Origin of the sequence: Natronolimnohabitans sp. A-GB9 (assembly GCF_030848565.1) — an archaeon.
GTDB lineage: Archaea > Halobacteriota > Halobacteria > Halobacteriales > Natrialbaceae > Natronolimnohabitans.
Map to the genome: position 1 here is coordinate 29327 of NZ_JAVDDV010000007.1, position 24817 is coordinate 54143.

The 24817-nt window shown below is 64.2% G+C and carries 22 protein-coding genes; 10 read left to right on the forward strand and 12 right to left on the reverse strand.

Annotated features, from left to right (window positions below):
- Nucleotides 1–92 precede the first annotated feature (92 nt).
- On the forward strand, nucleotides 93–584 hold the full coding sequence (locus RBH26_RS10955) for a hypothetical protein (protein ID WP_306758317.1): 492 nt from the start codon (nucleotides 93–95) through the stop codon (nucleotides 582–584).
- A gap of 1305 nt (nucleotides 585–1889) precedes the next feature.
- On the forward strand, nucleotides 1890–2606 hold the full coding sequence (locus RBH26_RS10960; protein WP_306758318.1) for a hypothetical protein: 717 nt from the start codon (nucleotides 1890–1892) through the stop codon (nucleotides 2604–2606).
- Nucleotides 2607–2716: 110 nt separating this feature from the next.
- Here RBH26_RS10960 and pepF read toward each other — a convergent pair whose 3' ends face one another.
- Nucleotides 2717–4528, reverse strand: coding sequence for an oligoendopeptidase F (gene pepF / locus RBH26_RS10965; protein ID WP_306758319.1), 1812 nt, complete (start codon nucleotides 4526–4528; stop codon nucleotides 2717–2719).
- Between the two features lie 136 nt (nucleotides 4529–4664).
- Here pepF and RBH26_RS10970 point away from each other — a divergent pair, with 136 nt between their 5' ends.
- Nucleotides 4665–6074: a M28 family metallopeptidase gene (locus RBH26_RS10970; protein WP_306758320.1), complete on the forward strand. Its 1410-nt coding sequence runs from the start codon at nucleotides 4665–4667 to the stop codon at nucleotides 6072–6074.
- A gap of 129 nt (nucleotides 6075–6203) precedes the next feature.
- Here the strand turns inward: RBH26_RS10970 and RBH26_RS10975 are convergent, their stop codons facing one another.
- From RBH26_RS10975 to truA, 3 genes are all read right to left on the reverse strand, one after another.
- Nucleotides 6204–6521: a NifU family protein gene (locus tag RBH26_RS10975; protein ID WP_306758321.1), complete on the reverse strand. Its 318-nt coding sequence runs from the start codon at nucleotides 6519–6521 to the stop codon at nucleotides 6204–6206.
- A 166-nt stretch (nucleotides 6522–6687) separates the two neighbouring features.
- Nucleotides 6688–6930 (reverse strand): hypothetical protein, encoded by a 243-nt coding sequence (locus RBH26_RS10980; RefSeq protein WP_306758322.1) that lies wholly within the window; start codon nucleotides 6928–6930, stop codon nucleotides 6688–6690.
- Between the two features lie 56 nt (nucleotides 6931–6986).
- The gene (gene truA, locus RBH26_RS10985; protein ID WP_306758323.1) at nucleotides 6987–7841 is read right to left on the reverse strand and encodes a tRNA pseudouridine(38-40) synthase TruA; all 855 of its coding nucleotides are present in this window, start codon (nucleotides 7839–7841) and stop codon (nucleotides 6987–6989) included.
- A 237-nt stretch (nucleotides 7842–8078) separates the two neighbouring features.
- Here truA and RBH26_RS10990 point away from each other — a divergent pair, with 237 nt between their 5' ends.
- On the forward strand, nucleotides 8079–9047 hold the full coding sequence (locus tag RBH26_RS10990) for a nucleoside hydrolase (RefSeq protein WP_306758324.1): 969 nt from the start codon (nucleotides 8079–8081) through the stop codon (nucleotides 9045–9047).
- A 15-nt stretch (nucleotides 9048–9062) separates the two neighbouring features.
- Here the strand turns inward: RBH26_RS10990 and RBH26_RS10995 are convergent, their stop codons facing one another.
- Both RBH26_RS10995 and RBH26_RS11000 read right to left on the reverse strand, forming a co-directional pair.
- Nucleotides 9063–10025 carry a PfkB family carbohydrate kinase gene (locus tag RBH26_RS10995; RefSeq protein WP_306758325.1) on the reverse strand — a complete coding sequence of 321 codons (963 nt, stop codon included), beginning with the start codon at nucleotides 10023–10025 and terminating at the stop codon, nucleotides 9063–9065.
- A 36-nt stretch (nucleotides 10026–10061) separates the two neighbouring features.
- Nucleotides 10062–11447, reverse strand: a complete 1386-nt coding sequence (locus tag RBH26_RS11000) for a sulfatase (protein ID WP_306758532.1) — start codon at nucleotides 11445–11447, stop codon at nucleotides 10062–10064.
- Between the two features lie 166 nt (nucleotides 11448–11613).
- On the opposite strand from RBH26_RS11000, the gene RBH26_RS11005 reads away from it, so the two are divergent.
- The 5 genes from RBH26_RS11005 (at nucleotide 11614) to RBH26_RS11025 (ending at nucleotide 18149) form a co-directional block, all read left to right on the forward strand.
- Entirely contained in the window at nucleotides 11614–13125 is a 1512-nt protein-coding gene (locus RBH26_RS11005; protein ID WP_306758326.1) for a sulfatase, read from the forward strand.
- Between the two features lie 84 nt (nucleotides 13126–13209).
- A complete protein-coding gene (locus tag RBH26_RS11010) occupies nucleotides 13210–13509 on the forward strand; it encodes an Hsp20/alpha crystallin family protein (RefSeq protein ID WP_306758327.1) in 300 nt (99 codons plus the stop codon).
- Nucleotides 13510–13639: 130 nt separating this feature from the next.
- Complete coding sequence (locus tag RBH26_RS11015) at nucleotides 13640–14839, forward strand: hypothetical protein (protein ID WP_306758328.1); 1200 nt, start codon at nucleotides 13640–13642, stop codon at nucleotides 14837–14839.
- Between the two features lie 79 nt (nucleotides 14840–14918).
- Nucleotides 14919–17465: a cation-translocating P-type ATPase gene (locus tag RBH26_RS11020; protein ID WP_306758329.1), complete on the forward strand. Its 2547-nt coding sequence runs from the start codon at nucleotides 14919–14921 to the stop codon at nucleotides 17463–17465.
- Between the two features lie 147 nt (nucleotides 17466–17612).
- Nucleotides 17613–18149: a flavodoxin domain-containing protein gene (locus RBH26_RS11025; RefSeq protein ID WP_306758330.1), complete on the forward strand. Its 537-nt coding sequence runs from the start codon at nucleotides 17613–17615 to the stop codon at nucleotides 18147–18149.
- 103 nt (nucleotides 18150–18252) lie between these two features.
- On the opposite strand, the gene RBH26_RS11030 is transcribed toward RBH26_RS11025, so the two are convergent.
- Nucleotides 18253–19614 carry a restriction endonuclease gene (locus RBH26_RS11030; protein ID WP_306758331.1) on the reverse strand — a complete coding sequence of 454 codons (1362 nt, stop codon included), beginning with the start codon at nucleotides 19612–19614 and terminating at the stop codon, nucleotides 18253–18255.
- A 119-nt stretch (nucleotides 19615–19733) separates the two neighbouring features.
- Here RBH26_RS11030 and RBH26_RS11035 point away from each other — a divergent pair, with 119 nt between their 5' ends.
- Nucleotides 19734–20171 carry a hypothetical protein gene (locus RBH26_RS11035; protein ID WP_306758332.1) on the forward strand — a complete coding sequence of 146 codons (438 nt, stop codon included), beginning with the start codon at nucleotides 19734–19736 and terminating at the stop codon, nucleotides 20169–20171.
- A gap of 154 nt (nucleotides 20172–20325) precedes the next feature.
- Here the strand turns inward: RBH26_RS11035 and RBH26_RS11040 are convergent, their stop codons facing one another.
- The 5 genes from RBH26_RS11040 to RBH26_RS11060 all read right to left on the reverse strand — a co-directional run bounded on the left by RBH26_RS11040 (nucleotide 20326) and on the right by RBH26_RS11060 (nucleotide 24361).
- The gene (locus tag RBH26_RS11040) at nucleotides 20326–21714 is read right to left on the reverse strand and encodes a DUF5305 family protein (protein WP_306758333.1); all 1389 of its coding nucleotides are present in this window, start codon (nucleotides 21712–21714) and stop codon (nucleotides 20326–20328) included.
- Nucleotides 21715–21717: 3 nt separating this feature from the next.
- Complete coding sequence (locus RBH26_RS11045; protein ID WP_306758335.1) at nucleotides 21718–22878, reverse strand: signal peptidase I; 1161 nt, start codon at nucleotides 22876–22878, stop codon at nucleotides 21718–21720.
- A gap of 191 nt (nucleotides 22879–23069) precedes the next feature.
- The gene (locus tag RBH26_RS11050) at nucleotides 23070–23201 is read right to left on the reverse strand and encodes a hypothetical protein (RefSeq protein ID WP_306758336.1); all 132 of its coding nucleotides are present in this window, start codon (nucleotides 23199–23201) and stop codon (nucleotides 23070–23072) included.
- Nucleotides 23202–23203: 2 nt separating this feature from the next.
- A complete protein-coding gene (locus RBH26_RS11055; protein ID WP_306758337.1) occupies nucleotides 23204–23803 on the reverse strand; it encodes a hypothetical protein in 600 nt (199 codons plus the stop codon).
- A 15-nt stretch (nucleotides 23804–23818) separates the two neighbouring features.
- On the reverse strand, nucleotides 23819–24361 hold the full coding sequence (locus RBH26_RS11060; RefSeq protein WP_306758338.1) for a DUF1102 domain-containing protein: 543 nt from the start codon (nucleotides 24359–24361) through the stop codon (nucleotides 23819–23821).
- Nucleotides 24362–24817: the final 456 nt, after the last annotated feature.

Here is a 24817-nt window from a genome sequence, read left to right on the forward strand (position 1 = left end):
TCGACGGAATGGAACTGACTCGCCAACTGTCGGCGTTACGATCGGTTTCGGGTACGAGTTTTATACGTCAATCCCACTCAGCCAATAATGTTATGAAGGTTGATCTTGATGCGTCCACTATGGGACGATTTCAACGATATTCGACGTTAATCCTTGGGATAGGACTCCTAATGTATGGTGGCACTTTTTTTGTAATAGCTGGTATAGATGCGCCTCTATCGTCGATCGCGGGAACAGTTCTTCTAATTGGTTCGGGAATACTGTTCATCGTATCGGGAATAGAAGAGACAGTTACCCTTGCTGGTAGAACTGTCCATTGGACACAACTGAACGGCGTCGGAACGATATTGCTCGCAGGTGGATGGATGATCGCGTCCATTCCGCTTGCCGTTAATTCACCGATGTTTGGAGCGATAACGCTCCTTGGTGGACTGGTACTCGTATTCGTTGGGTATCAAGGAATGACGGACGGTCCCCACAGCGATCTCGAGACTACTCCTTCGAAAACGAGGATCACTATTTCGATCGTCCTCGCAGTGGCTCTTTTCGTCTTCGGGTTCGTCGTTTATCCAGCATACTTGTAAATAACGGATGTGGAGTTTTACTTTATTGTGGCCCAGACGGAAACCAGGGGCTGGATGCTACAAAAACGGCTCGGATGTCTTAACAACAGCCAGGCACGTGGCTTAGCAGACAGCCCGAACACGCCGCGCAACTTACACCGCCGCCGAGACTACAGGCGATCTTGATACACACAGCACACTTGACAGCGCCGATGCCAGTCGGTGAACCGGCACAAACGAGTGCACAGCGGGAACAACTTCCGACGGATGCGATACAACTGGTGCAGTCAGGGGCACATTCTTCGACCGCCTCGTCCGGAATACTCGGGAGACTGGGTGTCCAAGCCGTGGAAACCGATGTAGCTCGGATATCGTCGGATGCGGTCGATGTCGACGCGTGATCGAGCCGAACGTGATACCGAAGGGTTTGTTCCTCGTTTTCTACCAAACTCTGCGCGCTCCCGGACCGTCGAACGTCGACGTAAAACCCATCGATGTCCGAACCGGTAAACGCGGTCGTATCCTCCTGTTGTTCGTCTACGACCGATGCCAATTTTGCGTGCTCAGCATCGGTTGCATGGCGGCGAAACTCGCTTCCGTCGTCCGTCGCGAACAGTGTCGGACTAGTTTCGTCGGGAAGGTCCGAATAGTTCCGCGGACGGGGACCCTCCTCCGAGAGGAAAAACATCGCTTCCGGCTCGTTATTGTCTGGTTCGATGTATACTAACGATCCGTACTTGTTCTCGATCTCCGTCACGGTAACGTGAGACTCCTCACCGAGAACCGTCTGCGTTGCTCGGCCTACCGGTAGTGCGACTCCGCCGACGTCGTCGAGGAGCTGTTGGACCTTCTCCGACGATTCGATTCTCGAGATTTCCGCGCGGTCGACGTCTTTCGATCGTGCTGCGGCGGTCGACTGTGTGAGTCCAACGGTGCTGATCCCGATACCGCCACCAATCGTCTTCATCACTTTCCGTCGTTCGATCTCTAAGTCACTGTTGTCTGCCATGCAACAGTTTCATATATTATTCTATCTATAAAATGTTTTGATAATCAAATTAAAGAATATAAATATCTGTATGAGTGATACTATATCGTATGTCCGATAGACCTACTAAAAGGGAACACGGAATTAATCGACGATCGTTTCTCAATACGATGGGTACCACCGGCGCTGTTGTCGGTCTGGGCTATCTGGGAAGTAATAGCGTGAGTGCGACGACCGACGTTGATCAGACTCGAATCGACGCCCTAAAAAATACGAAGCCAGTGCAAGAGATCGTCAATGAGTTTGGATCTCTCGATATCGGGTACGAGACGGCTCGAATGCAGGTCATAGAGGACGAGGAATCCAAATACGAAGTAGTCCACCTCGAAACGAATCTCGGAAAGCTAGAATACTACGAACGCGACGGCGAGTCGGAGATGGCACAGCTACGGCTGACCGATCCGGAATCCGACCGGTCGTTCGATCAGGTCCGGGGTCGGCTCCCGGAACAGTATCGGTACTTGCCGGAAACATCACATACGGTGTTTCTCGCCGGAGAAGGAGGGAAGGGACTCTTTCGGTCACCAACCGAGAACGAACGGACCCGACTCGAACAGGTCGTAGACGGAGGAGTGGACGACGCGCTCGTCTTTATAAGCGACACGTCCGATGGGTTTCAGGTGATTCGGCACGACGACTCGACGGAAGAGACGGTTGTCAAACGGGTTTTGCCCGAGACCAAACGAGCCGACCCGACGGTGAGAAACGATCTCGATCCGGCGTATGCAGCGGTCGAACCCGACGGGTTCGCAAACGCGGACGTCGTAACCAAATCGCCGGACGAAATCCAAGTGCAGGGTAGCCGAAGCGACTGCATCACCTGGTGTGGGACGTGTGTGACAGGTTCCGCCGTTTGTGTGCGGTGTGCGATTGCCTGTGCTGGAAGCGTCACGGGAATCGGTGCAGTTGCGTGTGCGGTCTGTCTGGTAGCGAGCTGTAGTGCTGGTGGATACGCCTGTACGCAGTGTTACGACGATTGCCAGAGTTTCGTCTGATCGCTACCGATCGTTCTCACGATTTTCAACCGGGGAACAATAACATCACGGACCACTGGGTTCGTGAGAGTTTACCACCACAAAACGTGGTTTTTAAACGGTACGCCGAACTACTCGAGCAGCGCGTCCATCTCCTCGAGACGCTGGCCGTACGTCTCCAGTGCTCGATCGATCGGGCCCGAACTGCTCATGTCGACGCCAGCGATCCGAAGCAGTTCGAGGGGGTACTCCCGGGAGCCACGCCGGAGGAACTCGAGGTAGTCCTCGGCGGCGTCACGATTCGGCTCGCCGCCGGCCCCCTCGGGGAGGACGTCGTCGACGATCGCCAGCGCGGCGGAGATACCGGTCGCGTACTGATAGACGTAGAAGGCCCGGTAGAAGTGGGGGATCCGCATCCACTCGCGGGCGATCCGGTCGTCGACGACGGCGGGTTCGTAGTAGTCTTCCTTGAGTCCGCGATAGAGTTCGTCCAGTCGGTCGGCGGTGAGCGGTTCGCCGTCTTCCTCGAGTCGGTGGGTCTCGTGTTCGAACTCCGCAAAGAGGGTCTGACGGTACAGCGTCGAGCGAACGCGCTCGAGAAACTCGTTCAAAACGTGTTTGCGGAACTCGGGGTCGTCGACGGTCTCGAGGAGGTGACTCGTAAGCAGCGCCTCGTTGACCGTACTCGCGACTTCGGCGACGAAGATCTCGTAACTCGAGTAGACGAAGGGTTGTTTGTCTTTGGTGAGTTCGGAGTGCATCGAGTGCCCCAACTCGTGGGCCAGCGTGTACATCGAGGAGATGTCGTCCTGATAGTTCATCAGGATAAACGGCTGGGTGTCGTAGGTGCCCCCCGAGTAGGCCCCGGACTGCTTGCCCTCGTTTTCGTAGACGTCGACCCAGTTCGACTCGAGACCGGACGCGACGCGGGACTGGTACGCCTCGCCCAGCGGTTCCAGCGCGTCGACGACGTACTCGGTGGCCTGATCGTAGTCGACGTCGGGTCCTTCGTCGCCAGTCAGGGGCATGTAGACGTCCCACATCCGAAGCTCGTCGACGTCGAGCGCCTGTCGTTTGAGTTCGGCGTGGCGGTGGAGCTTCTCGAGGTTGTCGTGGACCGTGTCGACGAGGGTGTCGTAGACGTCGACGGGGACGTTCGGCCCGTCGAGGGCGGCCTCGCGTGCGGTGTCGTAGTTCCGCGCCTGTGCGGTCTTGACGTCGGCTTTCACGCTGTTCTTGTAGGCGCTTGCGACCGTGTTCCGAAGCTCCGACCACTCGTCGTAGTACGCTTCGTAGACTCGCTTACGGAACTTGCGGTCGGGACGCTTCTGTAGGTTGACGAAGTTGCTCTGGGTGATCTCGACGGCCTCTCCGTCGGGATCCTCGACGGTGGGAAACGCCATATCCGCGTTCGAGAGCATGTTGTACACTTCCCCCGTCGCGCCCGTGACCTCGCTCAAGTCCGCGAGCAGTTCCTCGACCTCCGCCGAGCGGGTGTGGGGTTTCATCCGCAACACGTCGTCGACGTAATGATCGTAGGTCTCGAGGTCGGGTTCTTCGGCGATCATCTCGTCGAACTCCTCGCGAGTTAGCTCCTGGAGTTCGGGCTCGATGAAGGAGGCCGCGGATTGGGCGTCGGCCGACAGTGACTGGGCGCGAGCGGTCAGCGCCTGGTAGTGCTGGTCGGTCGTGTCCTCGTCGCGGCGCATCCGGGCGTAGGCGGCGACCGTCGAGACCTCGCGCATGACGTCGTCGCGCAGTTCGAGGGTCTCGAGAAGGGTTTCGGCGTCGTCGGTGATGTGCCCCTCGTAGGTCGCGAGCTCCTCGACGCGTTCTGCGACCCGCTCGTAGGCGGCCTCCCACTCGTCGTCGGTCGCGTAGATGCTCTCGAGGTCCCAAGTATACTCCTCGTCGACCTCGGAGCGGTCGGGTACGGTACTCATACCCCGCGTTTCGGAACGGAGGTGGTAAAGCGTGTCGGAGGGGGAACCGGCAGAGGAGACGCCGACTCGAGGCGGTTTGCCGATCCCGTGTGTTTCCAACCCGTAGAATATCCCGTTCGAGCGAGAACACGGGAGTATGGAGAGACGGGATCGTTTCGACGATCGACTCGAGCGCGCGCTCGGTCGCGCCTGGACCGACGACCGAGCCTGGAGACTGCTGACTCGACTCACCGAACTCCCCCACCGGATGGGGGGCTCGCCGACCGAACGCCGTGCCGCCGAGATCGTCCGGGAGACGTTTTCCAGCGCCGGACTCGAAGAGGTACGGTTCCAGGAGTTTTCGATGCAGTACTGGGAGCGTGGAGCGACAGAATTCGCCGTCGTCGGCGGCGAGCGGACGGGACCGGCCAGTACCGACGCGATCGATTCGGAGTCCGCCGACGCGGAACGCATCGACCGCTCCTTCGAGGCGCTTGCACTGCCGTACGCGCCGGCCGGCGACGTCGAGGGACCGCTGGTCGACGTCGGCTACGGCACCCCCGAAGAGCTCGAGGCCGTCGACCTGCAGGGGGCGATCGCGGTCGCTTCGACGACGACGCCGCCGGGCCAGCGGTTCGTCCATCGCATGGAGAAGTTCGGCCACGCGGTCGCCGCCGGTGCGCAGGCGTTCGTCTTCGCGAACCACGTTCCCGGTCAGTTGCCGCCGACGGGTGCGTTGAAGTTCGACGGCGAGGCCGCCGTCCCCGGGATCGGCGTCAGCGCCGAGACCCACGACTGGCTGACTGAGTACGCCGACCGCGGCGCGCGGGCCCGCGTCCGCGTCGACGCCTCGACGGAGGCCGGCTCGAGTCAGAACGTCCACGGTGTCGTCGGCCCCGAGACGGACGACGAACTCCTCGTCGTCGCTCACTACGACGCCCACGACATCACGGAGGGCGCACTCGACAACGGCTGTGGGATCGCGACCGTCGCCGGCACGGTGTCGATCCTCGAGGCGCTCGCGGACGACCTCGGCTGTCGGGTCCGTATCGCGGGGGTCGGCTGCGAGGAACTCGGGCTGTTGGGCGCCGAGGCCCTGACTGAGCAACTCGATCTCGAGTCGGTACGTGCGGTGGTCAACGTCGACGGAGCGGGCCGATACCGGAACCTGAAAGCGCTCTCACACGGCGCCGATCGGCTCGCGGAACTCGCCGACGAGGTGACCGACGCGGTTGGTCAGCCGGTCGTTCACGATCCGGATCCACATCCTTTCAGTGATCACTGGCCGTTCCTCCGGGAGGGCGTTCCGACGCTGCAACTGCACAGCGAACCGCCCGAGGGCGGCGAACGGGGACGGGGCTGGGGACACACGACGGCCGACACGCGAGATAAGGCCGATCCCCGAAACCTGCGCGAACACGCCATCCTGACGGCGCTGTTGGTTCGGGAACTGACGCGGACGGACGTGGACCGGATCGACGTCGAAGAGCTACGCGAACGGCTCCGTGATCAGGAGTTCGAGCCCGGAATGCGTGCGGCCGAGATTTGGCCGGACGAGTGGGACTGATACTGCTGGAGAGAACTATCGGTAGTTGGTACTACGGTTTTGGTATTCGAGAGCGGAGTGAAACTCACGCTATTTCAGTGTAACCTGAATGGCGTTCGTCCGACAGTACAACCACGCCGGCAACGCCGCTCAGAACGGGACGTCGTCCGAGATGTGCCGGTTCGTCCCTTCGGAGAGGCCGTCGAATCCGGTGCTGACCGCGACCGAGTCGATCGCCTCGACGTCCCGCGGGAGTCGTCGCCTGATCGCCTCGGTAGTCATCGAACTGACGCCACAGCCGTCACAGGCACCACTCAGGGTGATCGCGACGTGGCCCTCCTCGAGATCGACCTCGGTGATCGAGGAGTCGCCGCCGTGGGCCTGGATCTGGGGGAAGTTTCGTTGGAGGAACAGCGAGACGTCCTCTCGAACTTGGTCCTCGGTGGGTCCCGGTGCAGACTCACTCATCGTACCGGGGCAAAGCGTTGCATGGGTATATCTCTGTTCACCGACTGCTCGCTCGAGCGACCGCGGTACCGTCGGACAGAACGGTTGATACAGTCACCGGAGGCGTCCCCGGTGACAGTGTCTCAACGCATCTGTCCGACGGTAGAGATAGCCTCGATCGATGGATTCAACCCCGCATCTCGGCGTCGACGGCGGTCCGGACGACGCGGGCGACGCCGAGCATCGCAACGAACGAGCCTGCGAGAATGAGAGCGACCAGCAGGAAGACCGCGAGTCCGATCGCGCCGGCGGTCGGCCCCGACAGCAGCGGTGAGACGAGGTGATACCCCAGCACGATGATGGTCACGCCCGCCGCGACGCGAATCGACGCCCGCCAGTAGGCACCGTACTCTTCAGGCGACAGTTCCATGCGCCGAACTGTCGGGCGCGACCGTAAAAAGCGCTCGTACACGCGCCGGAGACCGGCTATCGGCCGCGTTCACCACAGCCTTCTGCCAACTGTCCCGCGACTCGAGCGCCCGTTCGTCGCTCGATCCGGCGGGTGCGAAAGACCGCACGTGCGCTCGCGGCGGCGTCCGAATCGATCTCGAACTCGAGGCCGGGATAGTCGACGGCGGTCAACACCAGCGGCTCCGGTGGTGCGGGCGCGATCCCCTCGTGACCGGGGAGGGGGTCGGACGCGAGTGCGCGATCGATCTTCGCGAGGGGTTCGGCGCCGGTCCCGACGTCGCGGGCAAGCGAGACGAGCCGGCGGACGAGTTCGCGGGCGAAGCCGCCGGCGGTGACCGTACAGACGAGATAGTCGCCGTCGCGAGACGCCTCGAGCGTCGGCGCACGCACGGTGTTGTGATCGTCCGGCGTGAAGTTGTGGAAGTCGTGCCGGCCCGAGAGGGACTCACAGGCGGCACGAAAGCGGTCGTCGTCGACGGCGCGTTCGCGCTCGGAGCGCAGCGAGTCGGACGGCGGCGCATGCAGGTGATACGTGTACGTCCGGCTGACCGCGTCGTGGGTGGCATGAAAGTCGGGATCGACGTCGGTCGCGGCCCACGCCCGGATCGACGCGGGGAGCGCGGCGTTGAACGCCCGCGGGGTGAGCCAGTCGGGGGTCTCGAGACAGATCGTCTGGCCGAGTGCGGAAACGCCGGCGTCGGTCCGCCCCGCGGCGGCGTAGCCGGCCGGTTTATCCGCGTCGGACGCGAGTACGTCGAGTTCGCGCAAGGCGTCGAAGAGAGTGTCCTCGACGGTCGTGACGTCGGGCTGGCGCTGGAAACCGTAGTAGCCGGTGCCGTCGTAGGCGATCCGGAACGCGCGGGTCGGCATCGAGTCGACGGAGACGCGCCAGGCTGTTAGGCCCGTCGAACGGAGCCGACACAGGGTCGAGCGAGACCGCGATCCACGTGACATCGAGGTGCTCTCGTTTCGCGTGAGGTCGGTGATCCATGACGTCGGTGATCCAGTTCGGGACGGCGGTCGCCTGCGGCACATCGACCGTCGAAATCGAGCGGCCGGCATCTGCGATCCGGCGTTTTATCCCCCGGAGGCCCCGACGCTACCGATATGACGCGCCCCCTACTGATCGATACGGATCCGGGCTGTGACGACGCGGTTGCGATCCTGCTGGCCCTCGAGTGTGACGCCCTCGAGGTGACCGGGTTGACGACCGTCCACGGGAACGCGCCGGTCGAGGAGACCACGGCGAACGCCCGCGCGATCCTCGAGTTCGTCGACCGGACGGACGTGCCCGTCGCAATGGGAGCCGATCGGCCGTTGCTCGTCGACCTCGAGACGTCCGAACACGTCCACGGCGAGGGCGGCATCATGGGCGACCTTCCGGATCCGGGGCCGGCGACGCGGCCGATCGAGACACACGCCGCACAGTACATCGTCGAGCAGGCCCGGGCCCACGAGGGCGACCTCTCGCTCGCGGCGATCGGGCCGCTGACGAACGTCGCGCTGGCGGTGGCGATCGAGCCCGACCTCCCCGACCTGCTCGACGAGCTCGTGATCATGGGTGGCGCTGCGTTTACCCCCGGCAACGTCACGCCGCTTGCCGAGGCGAACTTCCACTCCGACCCCCACGCCGCTCGCCGGGTCGTCCGAGATTGTGACCCCACGATCGTCGGCCTCGACGTGACCCAGCGGGCTGCCGTCCCGCCGGAACTCGTCGACGGGCTCGACGGAAGCGAGGGAGACGGCCCACTCGAGCGGTCGCTGCAGGCGTGGCTCACCTACTACGAGGACGACCGTCTCGAGCGCTACGGGATCGATTCGGCGGCGATCCACGACGCGCTCGTCGTCGCGAGCCTCATCGACGACGACGTAGTGGAGACGTCGGTCTATCACCTCGAGGTCGGCGCGGACGGCGATCTCGCACGCGGTGCGCTGGTCGCCGACGCCAACGACGTGACCGGCGAGGAGCCAAACGGACGCGTCGCCGTCGACGCCGACTACGAGCGATACCGGGAGCTGGTCGTCAGGTCGCTCGAGCGGCGACTCGCGCGGACGCCGTCTGACGTCACACAGTAGTCGCTCACGCACCGCTTACCGCTTCTCGAGTGCGTCGCGTACCCGCTTACGGGCCGGTATCGCGTTCCCGACGCCGGCCGTCTCGGTCGTCAGCGAGCCTGCAACGGTGGCGGCCTCGAGCGCTCGTTCGAGGGTCGCACCCGCTGCCAGCAGCGCTCCGAGATAGCCACAGAAGGCGTCGCCGGCCCCCGTCGCGTCGACTGGCTCGACAGTCGGCGGCGTGATTCGGAGGGAGCGATCCTCGACGACGACGTCGTCGGGACCCCGGGTTCGGACGACCGGTCCCTCGAAGTCGGCGAGGGACGACTCGAGGGCCGCGTACTCGGCCTCGTTGACCACGACGACGTCGACCGCACGATCGAGCAGGGGTTCGGCGCCGTCTGCCGGCGCGGGATTACAGACGATCGTCGGCCGCTCGCTCTCGGGGTCGCGCTCGAGTCGCTCGAGGACGCGTTCGGCCGTCGCGGCTGGAATCTCGTTTTGGAGGAGAAGGACGTCCGCGTGCCGGATTCGGTCGTCGTGACGATCGACGTAAGCAGCGTCGACCGCGTCGTTGGCGCCGCCGCCGATCGCGATCCAGGACTCGCCGGTCTCGTCGACGAAGACGAACGCGGTCCCCGTCTCGCGGTCGGCGACGGCGACCCGATCGACGTCGACGCCGCGGTCGGCGAGCGTCTCGCGGACGCCGTACTCGCGTTCGTCGGACCCGACACAGCCAAGCAGCGTCGCCTCGCCGAGTGCACGCGCCGCCGCGACCGCCTGGTTTGCGCCCTTGCCGCCGACGACGGTCCGCGGACGGATGCCCTCGGCCTCGAGGTCGCGCTCGAGGGCGACGAGTCGTGATCGATCGTCGAGTCGGACGGTCTCGCCTGCGTCCGGAAACCAGTCGTACCGCCGCTCGAACTCACGGATTCGGTCGGACGACAGATCCCACGTTCGATCGACGTTGACGCTCCCCAGGCTGACGACGTCAGTCATTCGGTTCTCGAGTTCGGGCGCGAGATCATAATTCGTTCAGTTCCGTGTCGCGTCTCGATCGTCGTCCAGGCGTGGGTGGACCGTTTCCCAGTCGTTCGGTACCACCGGTCCCTCGAGTAACGGATCGTCGGTGTCGGCCATCCACTCGAGTAGTTCCCCGCGAAGCCGATCACGGACGGCCACGACGGCCGGATCGTCCGGGTCGTCGCCCGCGGCGAGGTTCTCCTGCTCGAGCGGATCCGCCTCGAGGTCGTACAGTTCCTCGTAGGGCCGTTGCTCGCTGTAGTACGCCCCGCGGACCTCGCGACCGGCAGCGCTGCAGTAGACGTCGGACGTCATGTAGACGGCGGGCAGGTGCCAGAAGTTCCGCACGTACTTCCAGCGGTCGGTGCGGATCGCCCGGATCGGGTTGTACCGATCGTGCCAGGTCATCCCGGAGAAGAGTCGGTCGCGCGGTTCGTACTCGCCCCAGCGCTCGCGGTTCCCGAGCAGCGGAGCGAAGCTCCGGCCGGCGATCGGTTTCTCGGGAGCGGGTGCGTCGGCGATCTCGAGCAGCGTCGCGAAGACGTCGACGTTGCTCACGAGATCGTCGACGACTCGGCCCGACTCGAGGACGTCCGGCCAGCACAACAGCAGCGCCCCCTCGATTCCTGGATCGAAACAACAGCCCTTCGCGCGGGGCATCGCCAGCCCGTGCTCGGTGGTGAAGACGAGGAGGGTATCCTCGGAGAGTCCCGCATCCTCGAGTGCGTCGACGATCGTCCCGACGCCGTCGTCGATCGCCGAAACCATGCCGTGGATCTCGGCGATGTCTGACCGGATTCCCGGGCAGTCGGGGAGGAACTCGAGTGGCTCGACGTCCACGGGATCGGGCGCACCGTAGCGGTCGGCCTCGAAGCCGAAGCCGCCGTTTTCCTCGACACGGTGGAGTTCGAAGAAGCCGACCGAAGCGAAGAAGGGTTCCTCGTGGTCCCCCGCCTCGAGGGTCGCCGCGACGTCGTCGGAGACGTCTCGAGCGCGGGCCGTCTCGTGGACCGACGGCGAGGTATCCGGCCGCAAGGACTCGTCGCTGTGGATCCGGTCGTAGCCGAGTCGCTCGAGGTGCTCGGTGACGTGCTGGAGGCCGAACAAGTGTGTCTCGTAGCCCGCGTCGGCGAGCAATGCTGGGAGGAACTGCTCGTCGGGCCCGACCTCCCAGTTTCCGTGTGCGAGGCCCAACATTCCGTTCTGGTGGGGGTGGCGACCGGTCAGCAGGCTCGAACGGCTCGGCGAACACTGCGGTGCGGTCACGAAGTGCTGATCGAAGCGGACGCCGTCAGCTGCGAGAGCGTCGATCCGGGGCGTTTCGGCGTCCGCACCGTAACACCCGACGTATTTCCCCAGATCGTGGCAGTGGATCAAAACGACGTTCGGCGACACCATCGCTGCCGGATACGGCCACGACTCGAGTAAGCGTTCGCGCTTGCCTTGCAGGGAGATGCTCGCTCGAGTGGGAATGTCGGTGTCCGACGGACAGGAGACGATCGTGAACGACCTGCATAATCGGGGCGGGTGACCTTCCCGTCGAGGGGTGGAGTAAGGGACAGACATGGCGGGACCTTCCGAAACTACGTCAGCGTCGTCCAACGAGCGTGATCCGGAGTCACATTCGACCGTTCGAAACGTCGTCCTCGTCGTTCTCGACACCGCTCGAGCGAAAAGCAGCGGTCCGGAGACGACTCCAGCGTTGACCCGACTCGCCGAGGAGGGGACGACGTTCGACAACGCCTTCGCGGCCGCGCCGTGGACGCTCCCATCGCACGCGTCGATGTTCACGGGGACCTACCCGTCCGAACACGGCACCCACGGCGGGCACACCTATCTCGACGCGGAACTGCGAACGCTGCCCGAAGCGTTTTCCGACGCGGGCTACGAGACGATCGGCGTCTCGAACAACACCTGGATCACCGAGGAGTTTGGCTTTCATCGCGGGTTCGATGACTTGCGCAAGGGCTGGCAGTACATCCAGTCCGACGCGGATATGGGAGCGGTCGTCCGCGGTGAGGACCTCCGGGAGAAGCTGCAGGCCACACGAGATCGACTCTTCGACGGTAATCCGCTGGTCAACGCCGCGAACATCCTTTACAGCGAGGTGTTTCAGCCCGCCGGCGACGACGGCGCCGATCGGTCGACGACCTGGATCGCAAACTGGTTGGCCGACCGCGACGACGACGAACCGTTTTTTCTGTTCTGTAACTTCATCGAACCCCACGTCGAGTACGATCCACCCCGGGAGTACGCCGAACGGTTCCTGCCCGCCGGTGCGAGCTACGACGATGCGACTGCGATCCGGCAAGACCCACGCGCCTTCGACTGCGAGGAGTACGAGCTCACCGACCGCGAGTTCGCCCTCCTGCGTGGTCTCTACCGGGCCGAACTCGCCTACGTCGACGAGCAACTGGGAACACTCAGGGCGGCCCTCGAGGACGCCGGAACGTGGGCGGAGACGCTGTTCGTCGTCTGTGGCGACCACGGCGAGCACATCGGCGAACACGGCTTCTTCGGCCACCAGTACAACCTCTACGACACGCTGATAGAGGTCCCGCTGGTCTGTCACGGTGGCCCCTTCACCGACGGCGGCCGCCGCGACGACCTCGTCCAGTTGCTCGATCTCCCCGAGACCGTACTCGACGCCGCCGGCGTCGACGATTCCGAACTCCGCGATCAGGGGTCGGGACGATCGCTGCACCCTCGATCGACGGCCGAGCCGCGGGAGGCGGTCTTCGCCGAGTACGTCGCACCACAGCCCTCTATCGATCGCCTCGAGGCGCGATTCGGCGAGCTTCCCGACCACGTCTACGAGTACGATCGACGGCTCCGGACCGCTCGCACGCGCAAATACAAATACGTTCGCGGCGACGACGGCTCCGAGCGACTGCACGACCTCCGGACCGACCCGAACGAACGAACCGACCTCTCGGAGCGAGAACCCGAGCGGGTTCGGGCGCTCCGCGACCGACTCGAGGAGCAGTTCGAGCCGCTCGAGGACGCCGGTGAGACGGACGCGGTCGAGATGCGCGAGGGGACCAAAGAGCGGCTCGCGGATCTGGGGTATCTCTAAGGTTCGAGCCGGGCGACGCCATCCCATATCAAGCCGCCAGTCGTACACGCGGTTCCGTTTCCGACCGCAGTCGAACCACGCCATATGTCCGCGACCAGTCCGACGGATGCCGACGGCACAGCGTTTCCGTTCCCGCTCCGACTCACGCACGATCGATCAGCCGGCCGGCTCGAGGCCGTCGTCGACGTCTTTCCCGCCGATGTCGACGATCTCACGGTCGAAGCCAGCGCGAAGCGACTCCGGCTGGTGATCGACCGCGACGGCGAACGCACCGAACGAACCGTTCCGGCACCCGGTCGCTTCGTCTTCGGCGACGATCGCGAGGCCGTCTACAACAACGGTGTGCTCAGCGTCTCCCTCGAGACGAGCCGCCACTATCGATAACGTCCCGTCGGCGTGCCATCGCGCGTGCCGGCACCACGCTTTTTGCCACCAGCCCGATACGCTACCGTGAATTGTCGAACCGAACCCGAACGCGAGTATCCGTACGACTCCCCGCGGGTGATCGTTACCGATGACGGCCCAGGAGACGCGACTCGAGGCCGACGGCTTCGTTCCGTTCTTTCGGTCCTACACGAGGACCTGGATTCACGCCGTCGCGACGGCCGGCTTGACCGCGTTCGGGACACTGACGATCGTCCACAACTGGTTCGCCGCGCTGGCGCTGGCCGTCTACGTCGTGCCGCCGATCGCGTTGTACCTCCGCTACCGGAGTCGGGACCAACGGGCCACACAGCCGGCAGACAGCGAGGCCGACTCGAGTGCCGACGCGGAATCCGCCGTCGGCGAGGAACCGAGGGAGAGACGCGGCTGGCACACCGTCGACGTTCCGACCGATGCGACGCTGCGCGACGTCGTCGTCGGAACGAACGGCGTCTACGCGGTCGGCGACGGCGGGATCGTCCTCGCTGCCACCGACGACTCGCGGGACGCCACCGACCGAAACGGCGATTCGGGCGACGACTGGACGGTCGTCCTCGAGGACGGCCCCGCCGCCGGCGGCAACGACCTCCGCGGCGTCGACACGACGGCGGCCGGCGAGGCAGTCTGGATCGCCGGCGACAGCGGCTCGCTTGGACGGATCGACGCCGCGACCGGCCGTCACACCGACTACACGGCTCCCGAGGACGTCACCGACAACTGGCTGGGCGTCGCCGTCGGCGGGGAACGCGACACGGAGACGATTCTCCTGATAACTGGCTCCGGCGCCGTGTTACGCGGTCGATATCGAGACGACGGTCTCGAGTGGACGGGGCCCGACAAACCCGGAAGCGGATCGAGTCTCAGCGGGGTCGCACTCGCCGGCGACGTCGGTTACTGCTGTGACACCAACGACGGCGTCTTCGAGACGACCGACGGCGGCGACTCGTTCGACCGAATCGGACTCGAGGGTGCCGACGGCACGCTCACCGACGTCGCGACGACGGGTCAGGGAGACTGTCCCGTGAGCGCGGACGACGGCGTCGTCCACCGCTACGACGGCACGCAGTGGACACCCGATCGGGTCCTCGACGGGGTGCTCTCGGGGATTGCTCGCCGCGACGAGCGGACGGCGGTGTGTGCCGACGACGGCCACGTCTACGAGCGCGACGGGCCGACCGCGGCGTGGGACCGGTCCGATCCCGACGTCTCGACACCCCTGCTGTCGGTCTCGATCGGTTCGAATCGGACGGTCGCAGTCGGCGAGTCGGGGACGGTTCTCGAGCGCGGATAGCGACAGCCCGAGCGATCGATCGGGACAGCCGAACGACGATTGGTGACTATTATGACACTCGAGGGTGGAGACCCACGTAGTGAGCGATCACGAACCTGGGACCGATCGCTGTCGGCTGTGTGGCGCGGCCGCAGACACCACCGCCGACGGGTCGGGTACCGACGGGCCGTTCTGTTCGCGTGGCTGTCGGGAGATCGCCGACGCCCTCGGAACGGCCGACGGCGACGGTCCCGTTCCGAGCGTGGACGTAGCGGGGCCGGCCACCGACGAGACCGGTGATGAGAGACTCGAGCGAACGTTCTTTCGGGTCGACGGTATGCACTCGGCGCTCTGTGAGTCCTACCTCGAGGCGGTCGCCGAGAGCCAGGATGGCGTCGCGGACGCGGCGGCCAGTTACGTCACGGAGACGGTCCGGGTCGATCACGATCCGGATCGCGTCTCCGTGGCCGCCCTCGAGGACGCGCTGACGCGAACCGGCTACACGGCGTATCGTCGCGAGGAGGCCCCAGGCGACGAGACCGACGGGTGCGACGACGCGAACACGACCCGTCGGGCCCGTGAGATGAACGGGTTGCGAAAGCGACGCACCGAGGACGTCCTCGAGATGCGTTACATCGTCGGGATCGTTTTCGGCTCGTTTCTGTTGGTGCCCTATCTTACGGTGTTCTATCCGGTGTATCTCGCCGACTACACCGACTACTGGCTGTTCGGACTCTACGAAGGGGCGTTCGAGACGTTCGACGGCTTCCTGTTCCTGCCGCTGTTTTTCGTACTGACCGGTGCCGTCCTCTATCTGACCGGCATGCCGCTGTTGCGGGGTGCATACGTCAGCCTGAAGCTGCGCCGGCCGAGCACCCACCTGCTCGCGGCGCTGTCGATCGTGGCCGCCTACGCCTACGGGACGCTCTCCTTTTTCGCTCAACGACCCGACATCTACTACGACCTGACGATCCTCGTCGCGGCCGTCGTGATGGCCGCAGTCTTCTACGAGGAGACGATCAAACGGCGGGCACTGAACCGGCTGACGGACCTCACGGTCTCGCAGGTCGGAACGGCCCGCGTTCTCGAGGACGACGGTACGACCGACGAGGTGCCCGTCGAGGACGTCACGAGCGACGATCGGCTGCTCGTCCGTGCCGGCGAGCGGGTCCCAGTCGACGGACGGCTCGCCGAGGGAACCTGTACGATCGACGAGGCGATCGTCACCGGCGAATCGCTCCCCGTCTCGAAGACCGAGGGCGATCGGGTGATCGGGGGCTCGGTCGTCACCGACGACGCCGCGGTCGTCGACGTCAGCGAGCGAACGACGAGCAGCATCGAGGGGCTGACCCGAACCGTCTGGAATCTCCAGAGCGTCGACCACGGGGTCCAGCGCCGTGCCGACACGCTCGCCGGACTCCTCCTCCCTGTCGTCGTCGTCGCTGCCATCGTCGTCGGTCTCGTGTCCGCGTCGACCGACGCAACCACGATAGAGAGCGCGGCGGCCGTCCTCCTGGCGATCGTCGTTATCAGTCCGTGGGCGCTCGGCCTCGCGACTCCCTGCTCGATCGCCTCGAGCGTCCGCGACGCGCTCGAGCGTGGGATCGTCGTCTTCGACGAGAGCGTTTTCGAACGGCTGCGCGACGTCGACATCGTCGTCTTCGACAAGACTGGAACGTTGACGACCGGCGAGATGCGCGTCCTCGAGGCCGACGCACCCGAGGACCTGTTGCGGGCGGCAGGCGCGATCGAACAACGTGCGTCGCATCCAGCGGCGGCGGCGATCGCGGACGCCTATACGGGTTCCGACGGTCCCGACAGCAACGAAGACTCCCGGGGGCCCACCGACGACCCGACGCGGTCCGATGGCGGCATCACCGACGAGCCGATCTCGGGACCGGTCCGTGAGTTCGAGCGCCACGCGACCGGCGTCGAGGCCACCGTCGACGGGCATCGCGTCCTCGTCGGCCATCCCGATCTCTTTCGCGAACGCGACTGGATCCCCGAGGACGGCCTCGAGGAGCGGATCACCGAGGCTCGGACTGAGGGACATCTACCCGTCCTCGTCGGCCGGGACGGTCGGGCGGAGGGGCTGGTCGTCGTCGGCGACGAACCCCGAACTGGATGGGCGGAGACGGTGACGGCACTGGCCGAAAGCGGCGTCGACGTCGTCGTGCTCACCGGGGATGACGACGCCGCGGCGAGTCGATTCCGAGAGCACTCGGCGGTAACACACGCCTTCGCGAACGCCTCGCCGGCTGCCAAGACGGCGGCGATCCGCCGGCTCGGCGACGGAAAGCGAGTGGCGATGGTCGGCGACGGAACCAACGACGCGCCGGCGCTTGCGGCGGCTGACCTCGGTATCTCACTGGGTGGCGGGACGGCGCTGGCCGCCGACGCGGCCGACCTCGCGATCGTCTCTGATGACCTCGCCGCCGTCGAACGTGCCTTTGCGCTCGCGCGAAACGCCCGACGACGCGTCGTCCAGAACCTCGGGCTGGCGCTTGGTTACAACGCGATCGTCGTCCCCGTCGCGCTGGCCGGCCTGTTGAGCCCGCTTGTCACGACGGCTGCGCTGGCCGTCAGCGGCCTGCTGATCGCCGCGAACTCCTCGCGGTCGCTGCTCGAGGACGAACCCGATCGCTAACCGGCGGGCCGTCGGCGATCCGCATTCGCTGTGGCAACCACCGTTTGATAGGGTTGTTCGACGAACGACCCGTATGTTCGCGTTCGCGTGTCGAGCCGACGTCGAGGCCAGCCAGACAGCATCCGCATTCGCTCGAGGTGGCCGTTGATGGCCCGCGTGCTCGTCTGTTATGCCACGAGTGAGGGACAGACGGCGACGATCGCCGAACGAATCGGTGACGTGCTCGCGACCGACGGCCACGACACGGATCTCGTCCACGCGAAACACCCACCATCGGGGCTCGATCCGGGCGAGTACGACGGCGTGGTCGTCGGCGCGTCGATCCACATGGGATCGCACCAGACCGCCATCGACCAGTTCGTTCGTGATCACCGGACGACGCTGAATCGATGCCCGTCGGCGTTTTTCTCCGTGAGTCTGACTGCAGCCCACCCCGATCCGGCCGATCGGGAGCCCGTTCGGGAGATCCTCGAAGACTTCCTCGAGGAGACTGGTTGGGACCCGGACACGACGCTGCTCGTCGGGGGTGCGCTGAAATACAGCGAGTACGGCCTGCTGAAACGGTTCCTGATGCGACGGGTCGTCGGGAAGGAAGGCGGAGATACCGACACCTCCAGGGACTACGAGTACACCGACTGGGAGGAAGTCGAGGCGTTCGCCCACGACTTTGCGACGCTGCTGTGATGCGGTGTCGAGCGCGGTCGTCGGTAAAACGGTCTACGTCCGTCGTTCCCGACGCGACCGCGACCCCTGCGGTCGTGCCGGCAAATCGGTACCGGAGACCGTATCAGACGATGCCGACCGACCCCACGACGAAGAGGACGGCAAACAGCGCCGCGAGGACGACACCGACCGCGAGGGGAACGTTCTCTCTTGCCTTCTCGTGGAGCGCCATCTCGTCGTACTCCGCGCGGAAGGCCTCGAGGTTGTCCTCGTCGTAGAAGTACTTCGTCTTCAACGCGAACCGTTCGGTCACGGCACAGCCGGTACAGACCGGTTCGCCCTCGATTCGCTCCGTCTCGATGTGGTCCTCGCAGTTGATACTGCCGCAGTTGGCACAGTAGGTGAGCGTCCCCGCTCCGGTCCCACAGTGAACGCACTCCTCGAGGTCGTTTCTCGTGGTCGACCGCGAGGGGCCGGCGGCGTAGTACTCGTAGCGGTAGTCGTACTCGCCAAGCGGGAGCCGCGACCGGACGGAGGGAAGATAGACGGGATCGATCTGGTGGACCATGACGTCGGACCGAGAGGGCGTACAGGTCTTCTCGTAGTCGACGTTGTTGTCGCCCGTATAGTGGACCGTCGTCGTGTGTGCCTGTCGTAGCCGCTCGACCGCCCACTCCTTGTACTCCGTCTCGGTCTGGCCGAACCGCTTGCGCTCGACCGCGTCGAACGTCCGCTCGAGGTTCCGACGCTCGTCCTCGAGGTCGATCCGGGGTGCGTTGGGCGTCGCCACGAGCGACTGGACCTCCCCGTCGGGAACCCGCGGTGTGTCGCGGGCAGCGTGGATCACCAGGTCGTTCGTCTCGTCGACGCGGTGGATGACGCCGACGGACGTCTCGAACGTCGCGTTCGTCCGTGCAGTGACCGTCACCGTCGGCTCGAGTTCGAGGCGCGTTTCCGGCGTCGGAATCGTCGCGGCCTCGAGGTTGTCGATCTCGCGGACGGCCTCGAAGACCGGGGCGTCGCGGCTGGCGGTGGGATGAGTCGGGCGCAACGCCTCCTCACAGAGGATCTCGATCCGGCCGTTGTAGAGGTCCATCCCGATCTCTTCGCCGATCTCCCGGAGGTCCTGCCCGTCGAGTAGTTCGACGCCGCCATCGACTCGCGCCCCCAACTCGTCGGCGTACTCGCGTGCCGGTCCAGTAAAGCGGCCGGTCGTTACCACCATGCCCCGAACCGGCCCATCGTAGTCGTAGGTCGCGACCGCGGAGTGGAGTTTCTGGATGACCGGACGGCTCACCGAGTCCGTATGCTTACATTCGACGACGACTGCCCGGCGACGGCCGTCGACGACCTCCTCCATCAGGATGTCCCGTCCCTCGTCGGCCGTCCGCGGCGACTGCCGAACGTTCTCGTACCCGAGGTGTCGAAACACGTCCTCCATCAGATCCTCGAACTCGTAGCCCGAGAGTTCGTCGAGTATCGCCATCGCGTTCACGCTGACCTAGATATCGAACCGACGATAGTGTTTTGGCCCACGCGTCGTCGAGAGTCGGAAGCCGTTGCCGGGCCTGCAACTACTTTCATCGCGTCCGTCGTCGAACGGCTATGGCGACCGACCCCGACGATCTCGAGTTAGACGATGCCGAGGAAACGGCCCTCCACGAGATGCAACTCGGTATCGAGTATATCCACCGGGCGTACGGCTCCCTCCTGGAGTTTCACCATCAACTCGGCCACGCGATGGACCGGATGAGCGACGCCGAAGACGCGCTCCGGGAGGCCGGCCACGAAGAGTGGGCCGACGAACTCCGTGACGAGCACCTTCCCGCGGGTGCGATCAGCGACCAGTGGACGTTCGAACTCGTCGAGGAGTTCTCGAGTGAGTTCCTCGAGGAGACCGCCGCCTTCGAGGACGAAGTCAGAACGGAGTTGGCCGACGGTATCGACCACGTGACCGAACGCCGGCAAAAACGACGGCTACGCGAGCGCGCGGCAGACGGCGACAGCGAGGAGCCGTCCACGGACGCGCCGAACGACGGCTGAGAGCGGTCTCGGCTGTCGTCTGCTCATACTGTTGGACAGCACTATTCGACGATCGGTCGCGCCAGTGGTGATAGACGTGGACCCCGCCCTCGAGAGCGAACCGATCGCGCCCAGCGAGTCAACACGTCAGTGGAACGCCCTCGCTGGGACCGTCCTAGTCGCGGTACGTCGCTGCGTCCGTTTCGGTGTCGTCCGGCCGCTCGTTCGGTTCTCCTTCCCCGGCTGTCTCCATCTCACTCTCACGGTCCACCTCGGCCGCTTCGGCCGTCTCGAACGCGTCGAACCCGTCGGTCGACGTCTCCGTGTCGCGATCGAGATCGGTACCGGTGTCGGAATCGTCGCCGGCGTCGGCGTCCGGACGCTCGTCGCTTGCCTGGGTGGGCCGAAGGGAGGGTGGTTCGTAGACGTAGGCGATCCCCCGATGGTGGACGACGTATCGCTCGGCTCGCCGATCGAAGACGACCGCAGCCCCCACGTCGATCCCGAACTGGACGAGTTCCTCGAGGGAATCGACGGTCGCGGATTCGGGAGCCGTCGATTCGTTCGCGGTCGTGGCGCCGTCGTCTTCCGTTTCGTCGAACGCGAAGGTGGACTTGGACGCCGGTAGCCGGACGTTCGTGATCAGTTCCGCATACTCGTCGCGATCGTCCCGATAGGCCAGCCACTCCCGCTCGGCCGCCGTCGGCTCGGGGAGTCGCCACGAAGCGATCGCCAGGCCGCCGGCTCCAGCCAGCCCGAGCAACGCCACCAGCGGCCCGCCGATCGACCGCAGCGGGCCGACCGTCGCGGGTACCGTCACCGTCTCGTACTCCTCACGGGTCTCGTCGTACGCGCCGTCACCGCCGTCGACGACTTCGTAGGTGTCGCCGTCGTACTCGAGGTCGACCGTATACTGGTCGCCAGCGGAGAGAAACTCTCCGTCGATCGTTCCCTCGATTTCTCGATCGATCTCGAGGTAGATCTCGGTCTCGCCGGGACTGGCACCGAGCTCCGCCTCGATCTCGTCGATCGACGCCGCGACGTCGGTCACGTCGACGGCGAACGCGGCGGTGACGGAGTCGTCCGGGGCGACGGTCGGTTCGCTCGCGGACCCAACCGTCTCTCGCTGGCTCCAGTAGACGGTCCCGTCCTCGGAATCGACGGCTCGATAGACGAGGTCGACGGATACGTCGACGGCGACGTCCTCGGCGGTTTCTCCCTCGTAACCGCCGACGAACTCGCCCTCGAGTTCCGGTGTGATCGACGTGTAGTACACCGGTTCGTTCTGGAGGACGGTCCCGTTCGGGAAGACGGCCGTCGACTCGGTGACGGTCGCCTCGTGGGAGAGCTCTCCGGTCGCAGTCCAGGCGTGCTCGAGTCGCTGGTCGGTCTCCTCGCCAGGGTCGGCGTAGGCGCCGTAGGTCACCCACGCTCCCAGCGCGAACAGGAGGACGAAGGCGACTAGGAGTGCGGTTCGATACTCCATCAAGAAGACCCGAACTCGCAGCCGTCGCTCGTGTGCTGTCTCGTCTGTCTCGTCCGTGTCAGCAGGTTGTGATAGCATGTCTCAGTGACGTTTGAAAGGACGGCTAATCTTCCGACCGCGGTCTCGAACCGATTTGCGCCTCGAGCGTGGATCCGCTGATCCGAGGAGGAGGCGACCGAGGCCGTACGTTCCGCCGCCAAGCAGCGACACGATCGCCAGGAACGGTACCCAGGGGTGGACGTCGTAGAGAACGTCGATGAGCGGCAGCGGCAACACGTGGAGATACCGGTACTCGGTGACGTAGGTCGGGTAGTGTCCGGTCGCTTCGGGTGCCGTTATCGACATCGTTACGTCGTCGGTATCGCGCGGTCCGACAGCCGTCCGTTCGGCGTCGAGTGCAACGCGGTCGCTTCCGGCCTCGACGTAGGAAATGATAGGGACGATGCCACCGTTCGAGACGCTGTATGGGACGTCTTCGGTAGTGCCCTGTTCGATCATCAATGGTTGTTCGGAGTCGAACTCGGCGCTGACGACGCCGTACGACTGCGTTCCGGCAGGGACGAGCATCGCCCCTGCTGCGGCGACGACGACCAGCAGCGCAAACGTCGCACAGAGCAGTCGCGAGTTGAGGCGTTCGGTTTCATCGTCACGGGCCAGACGTGATTTGGTGGACGTTTCACGTCGCTCGCGAATCGTCTCGACGACATAAAGGCCGATAGAGAGTCCGAGCACGAGATACGCCAGCCCACCGGTTCCATGGAGTGAGTTGATACCGGACGCAGTCGCGAGTCGGACTTGAACGCTCTCGAGGGCGTTACTGGTCACCATCACCCCCGTTCCGAGAGACGGAACAGTAACGACTTCGTCGGACGGTTGCCAGGCGACTGCGACGATCTGTTCGTCCTGGACGTATGGCTCGTCACCATCTTGATCCGGAAATGGATTTGCGTCGCCCCGTGTGACGTAGCCTCGGTCTGTCTCTTCGACTATTCGGTGGGTCGTCAGCCCGCCGCCGTGTAGTTGCTGGGCCTCGAAAACGACGACGTCCCCGGGCTCTGGCTGCCCAGCCACGTCACTCGGAATGGCGACGAACCCATCGCCGGTCTCGATCGTCGGTTCCATACTTCCCGTCTCGACGAACCCGAGGAGAATCGGCTGTCCAAGTATTTGTCCGGCGATGAGTGCGACGAAAACAAGGGCTAGCAGCGCCTGTAGACCCCGTCTTACCCCCCATCGAATCATTCGTCACCACCTACAGCAGCTACAGTCACCCACCTATAACACAGGTTATGTAACTTACCTAATTAAAATATTGCGATTTCTTCAATAGGAACAGACGTTCCTATTGGAGGCCGATACCTGCGGGCAGCCACAGTTGTCGTACGGTTCCTCATGCCGTCCGGCGATCCCACAGGTAGGTTGTGGGTGTGTCGCTACTGACTGGTGAAGAGTCGCTCCAGTTCCGTGTTGATCGTTTCCCTGTCCAGATCCTGACCATCCAGATCGAACCCGTCGCCATCCATCAGTTCCTCGTAGTCACTGAGCGTTGGTGGTGTGTCTGACATGATTAGCTCTCCTCCGCGGTGATTTCGATTTCGTCGTCGACGATGACGGAGTCGACTGCGCTTTCAGGAAGCGCAAACGCTACGAGACCGAAGTCGATTTCGTCGCCGGGTGACAGCGTCGATAGGGAGATAACGTTCATCGACGGCGGAATCCCCCATTCGACTTCGATGTCGATTTCTCCAGCCTGTGGCGCCAGAAGAACGCCAAGAACGCCATCGAAATCGAGCCAGTCCACATCACCGAACGCCAGTGGCGTGACCTCGAGGTCGATCTCTTGGGTACCCTGGTTTTGGATCGTGAACAGATCGTCGATCGCCGTCGCCGCGTTCGCGTTCAGCCCTTCGCCACCGGCGAGTCCGTCGCCGATATTGTCGTTGTCGCCAGTGAGATTGATCGCGAGCGCGTCGCTGGCCGTCGTATCGACGTAGTTGCCGTTCGGTCCGTCACCGGGTTGAATACCGAGATATGCACTTGCATCGTCGGCGACGGTGACGGCGACGTCACGCTCGGCCTCGACGCTGCTGAACGCGCCGGTTCCGAGCGCGAGGCTGCCACCGGCGGCGAGCGCGCCGACACTCAAGACGAATTTACGTCGTTGCATGACGTTTCAACTCGGCTAGTTCGATGCGTCCGCGTTGAAGGTCACTGACTCGAGCAGTTCGTCTTCATTATCGACGTCTTCACCTTCCGTGTCGACTTTGATGCTGACCGATGTGCTCCCACCGGCTTCGAGTGTCTCGTCGCTGTCCGAAAGTGGAGTGCTGTCGTAGTCGCCATCGTCGGGATAGAACTCGACGAGCCCTGCATTGTCACCGGTCTTGGTGATACCCACATCGACTTCCTGGGTACCCTGGTTTTCGACGACGAACAGATCGTCGATCTTCGTGACCGCGTCGGGGTTGACACCCTCACCACCTGCCTCGGTTTCGTTGCTCGAGTTGAGCTGTATTTCTAGCGTTCCGCCGTCTCCGTCGTCGGTAACGTACTCCGAGTTATCGCCACCGCTGCCCTCGAGTCGCAGGTAGGCGGAGGCGTCGTCAGCGACTTCGACCTCGACGTCTCGTGTCGCGGTCACGCTCGAGAACGCGCCCGTACCGACGGCCGCAGCTGCTCCCGATGCCAGTGCTCCCATTCCGATGACGAATTTGCGTCGTTGCATGGTTGGATTCTCCGTTGTCGTATCGTGTTCACGGGCGCCGACGTCACGTCACGGTCCGACTCGAGGCCGTCGCCCGCCCGATCCCCGTCGCGGGGATCACATCTCATCGATGACTGGCAAGGGATATTGTAATACAGACGTGGAGACGATTCCGAGCAGCGTTGACTATCGGTCAATAGTCGACGGACCGAGACCCCATCGAGTCGACGGTCGGTTGACCCGGGGTCAACGGCCTCGAGATCGCGCCGCGAGATCGTATCGACGAGGTTGAGAGGGTGAAAACGTCGGCTTGAAGCCACCGTCCGGTCTGCTACGACCGGTTGACTCGCTTACCAGTACGTATTCGGACATAGCACAGCAGATGGTCGTTCAGTACCGCTATCCAGAGATCATCACACTGTGAGGACTTTCAGCGACTGTTTTCACAATCGATAACTGGGCCATTTTAGTGAGAAC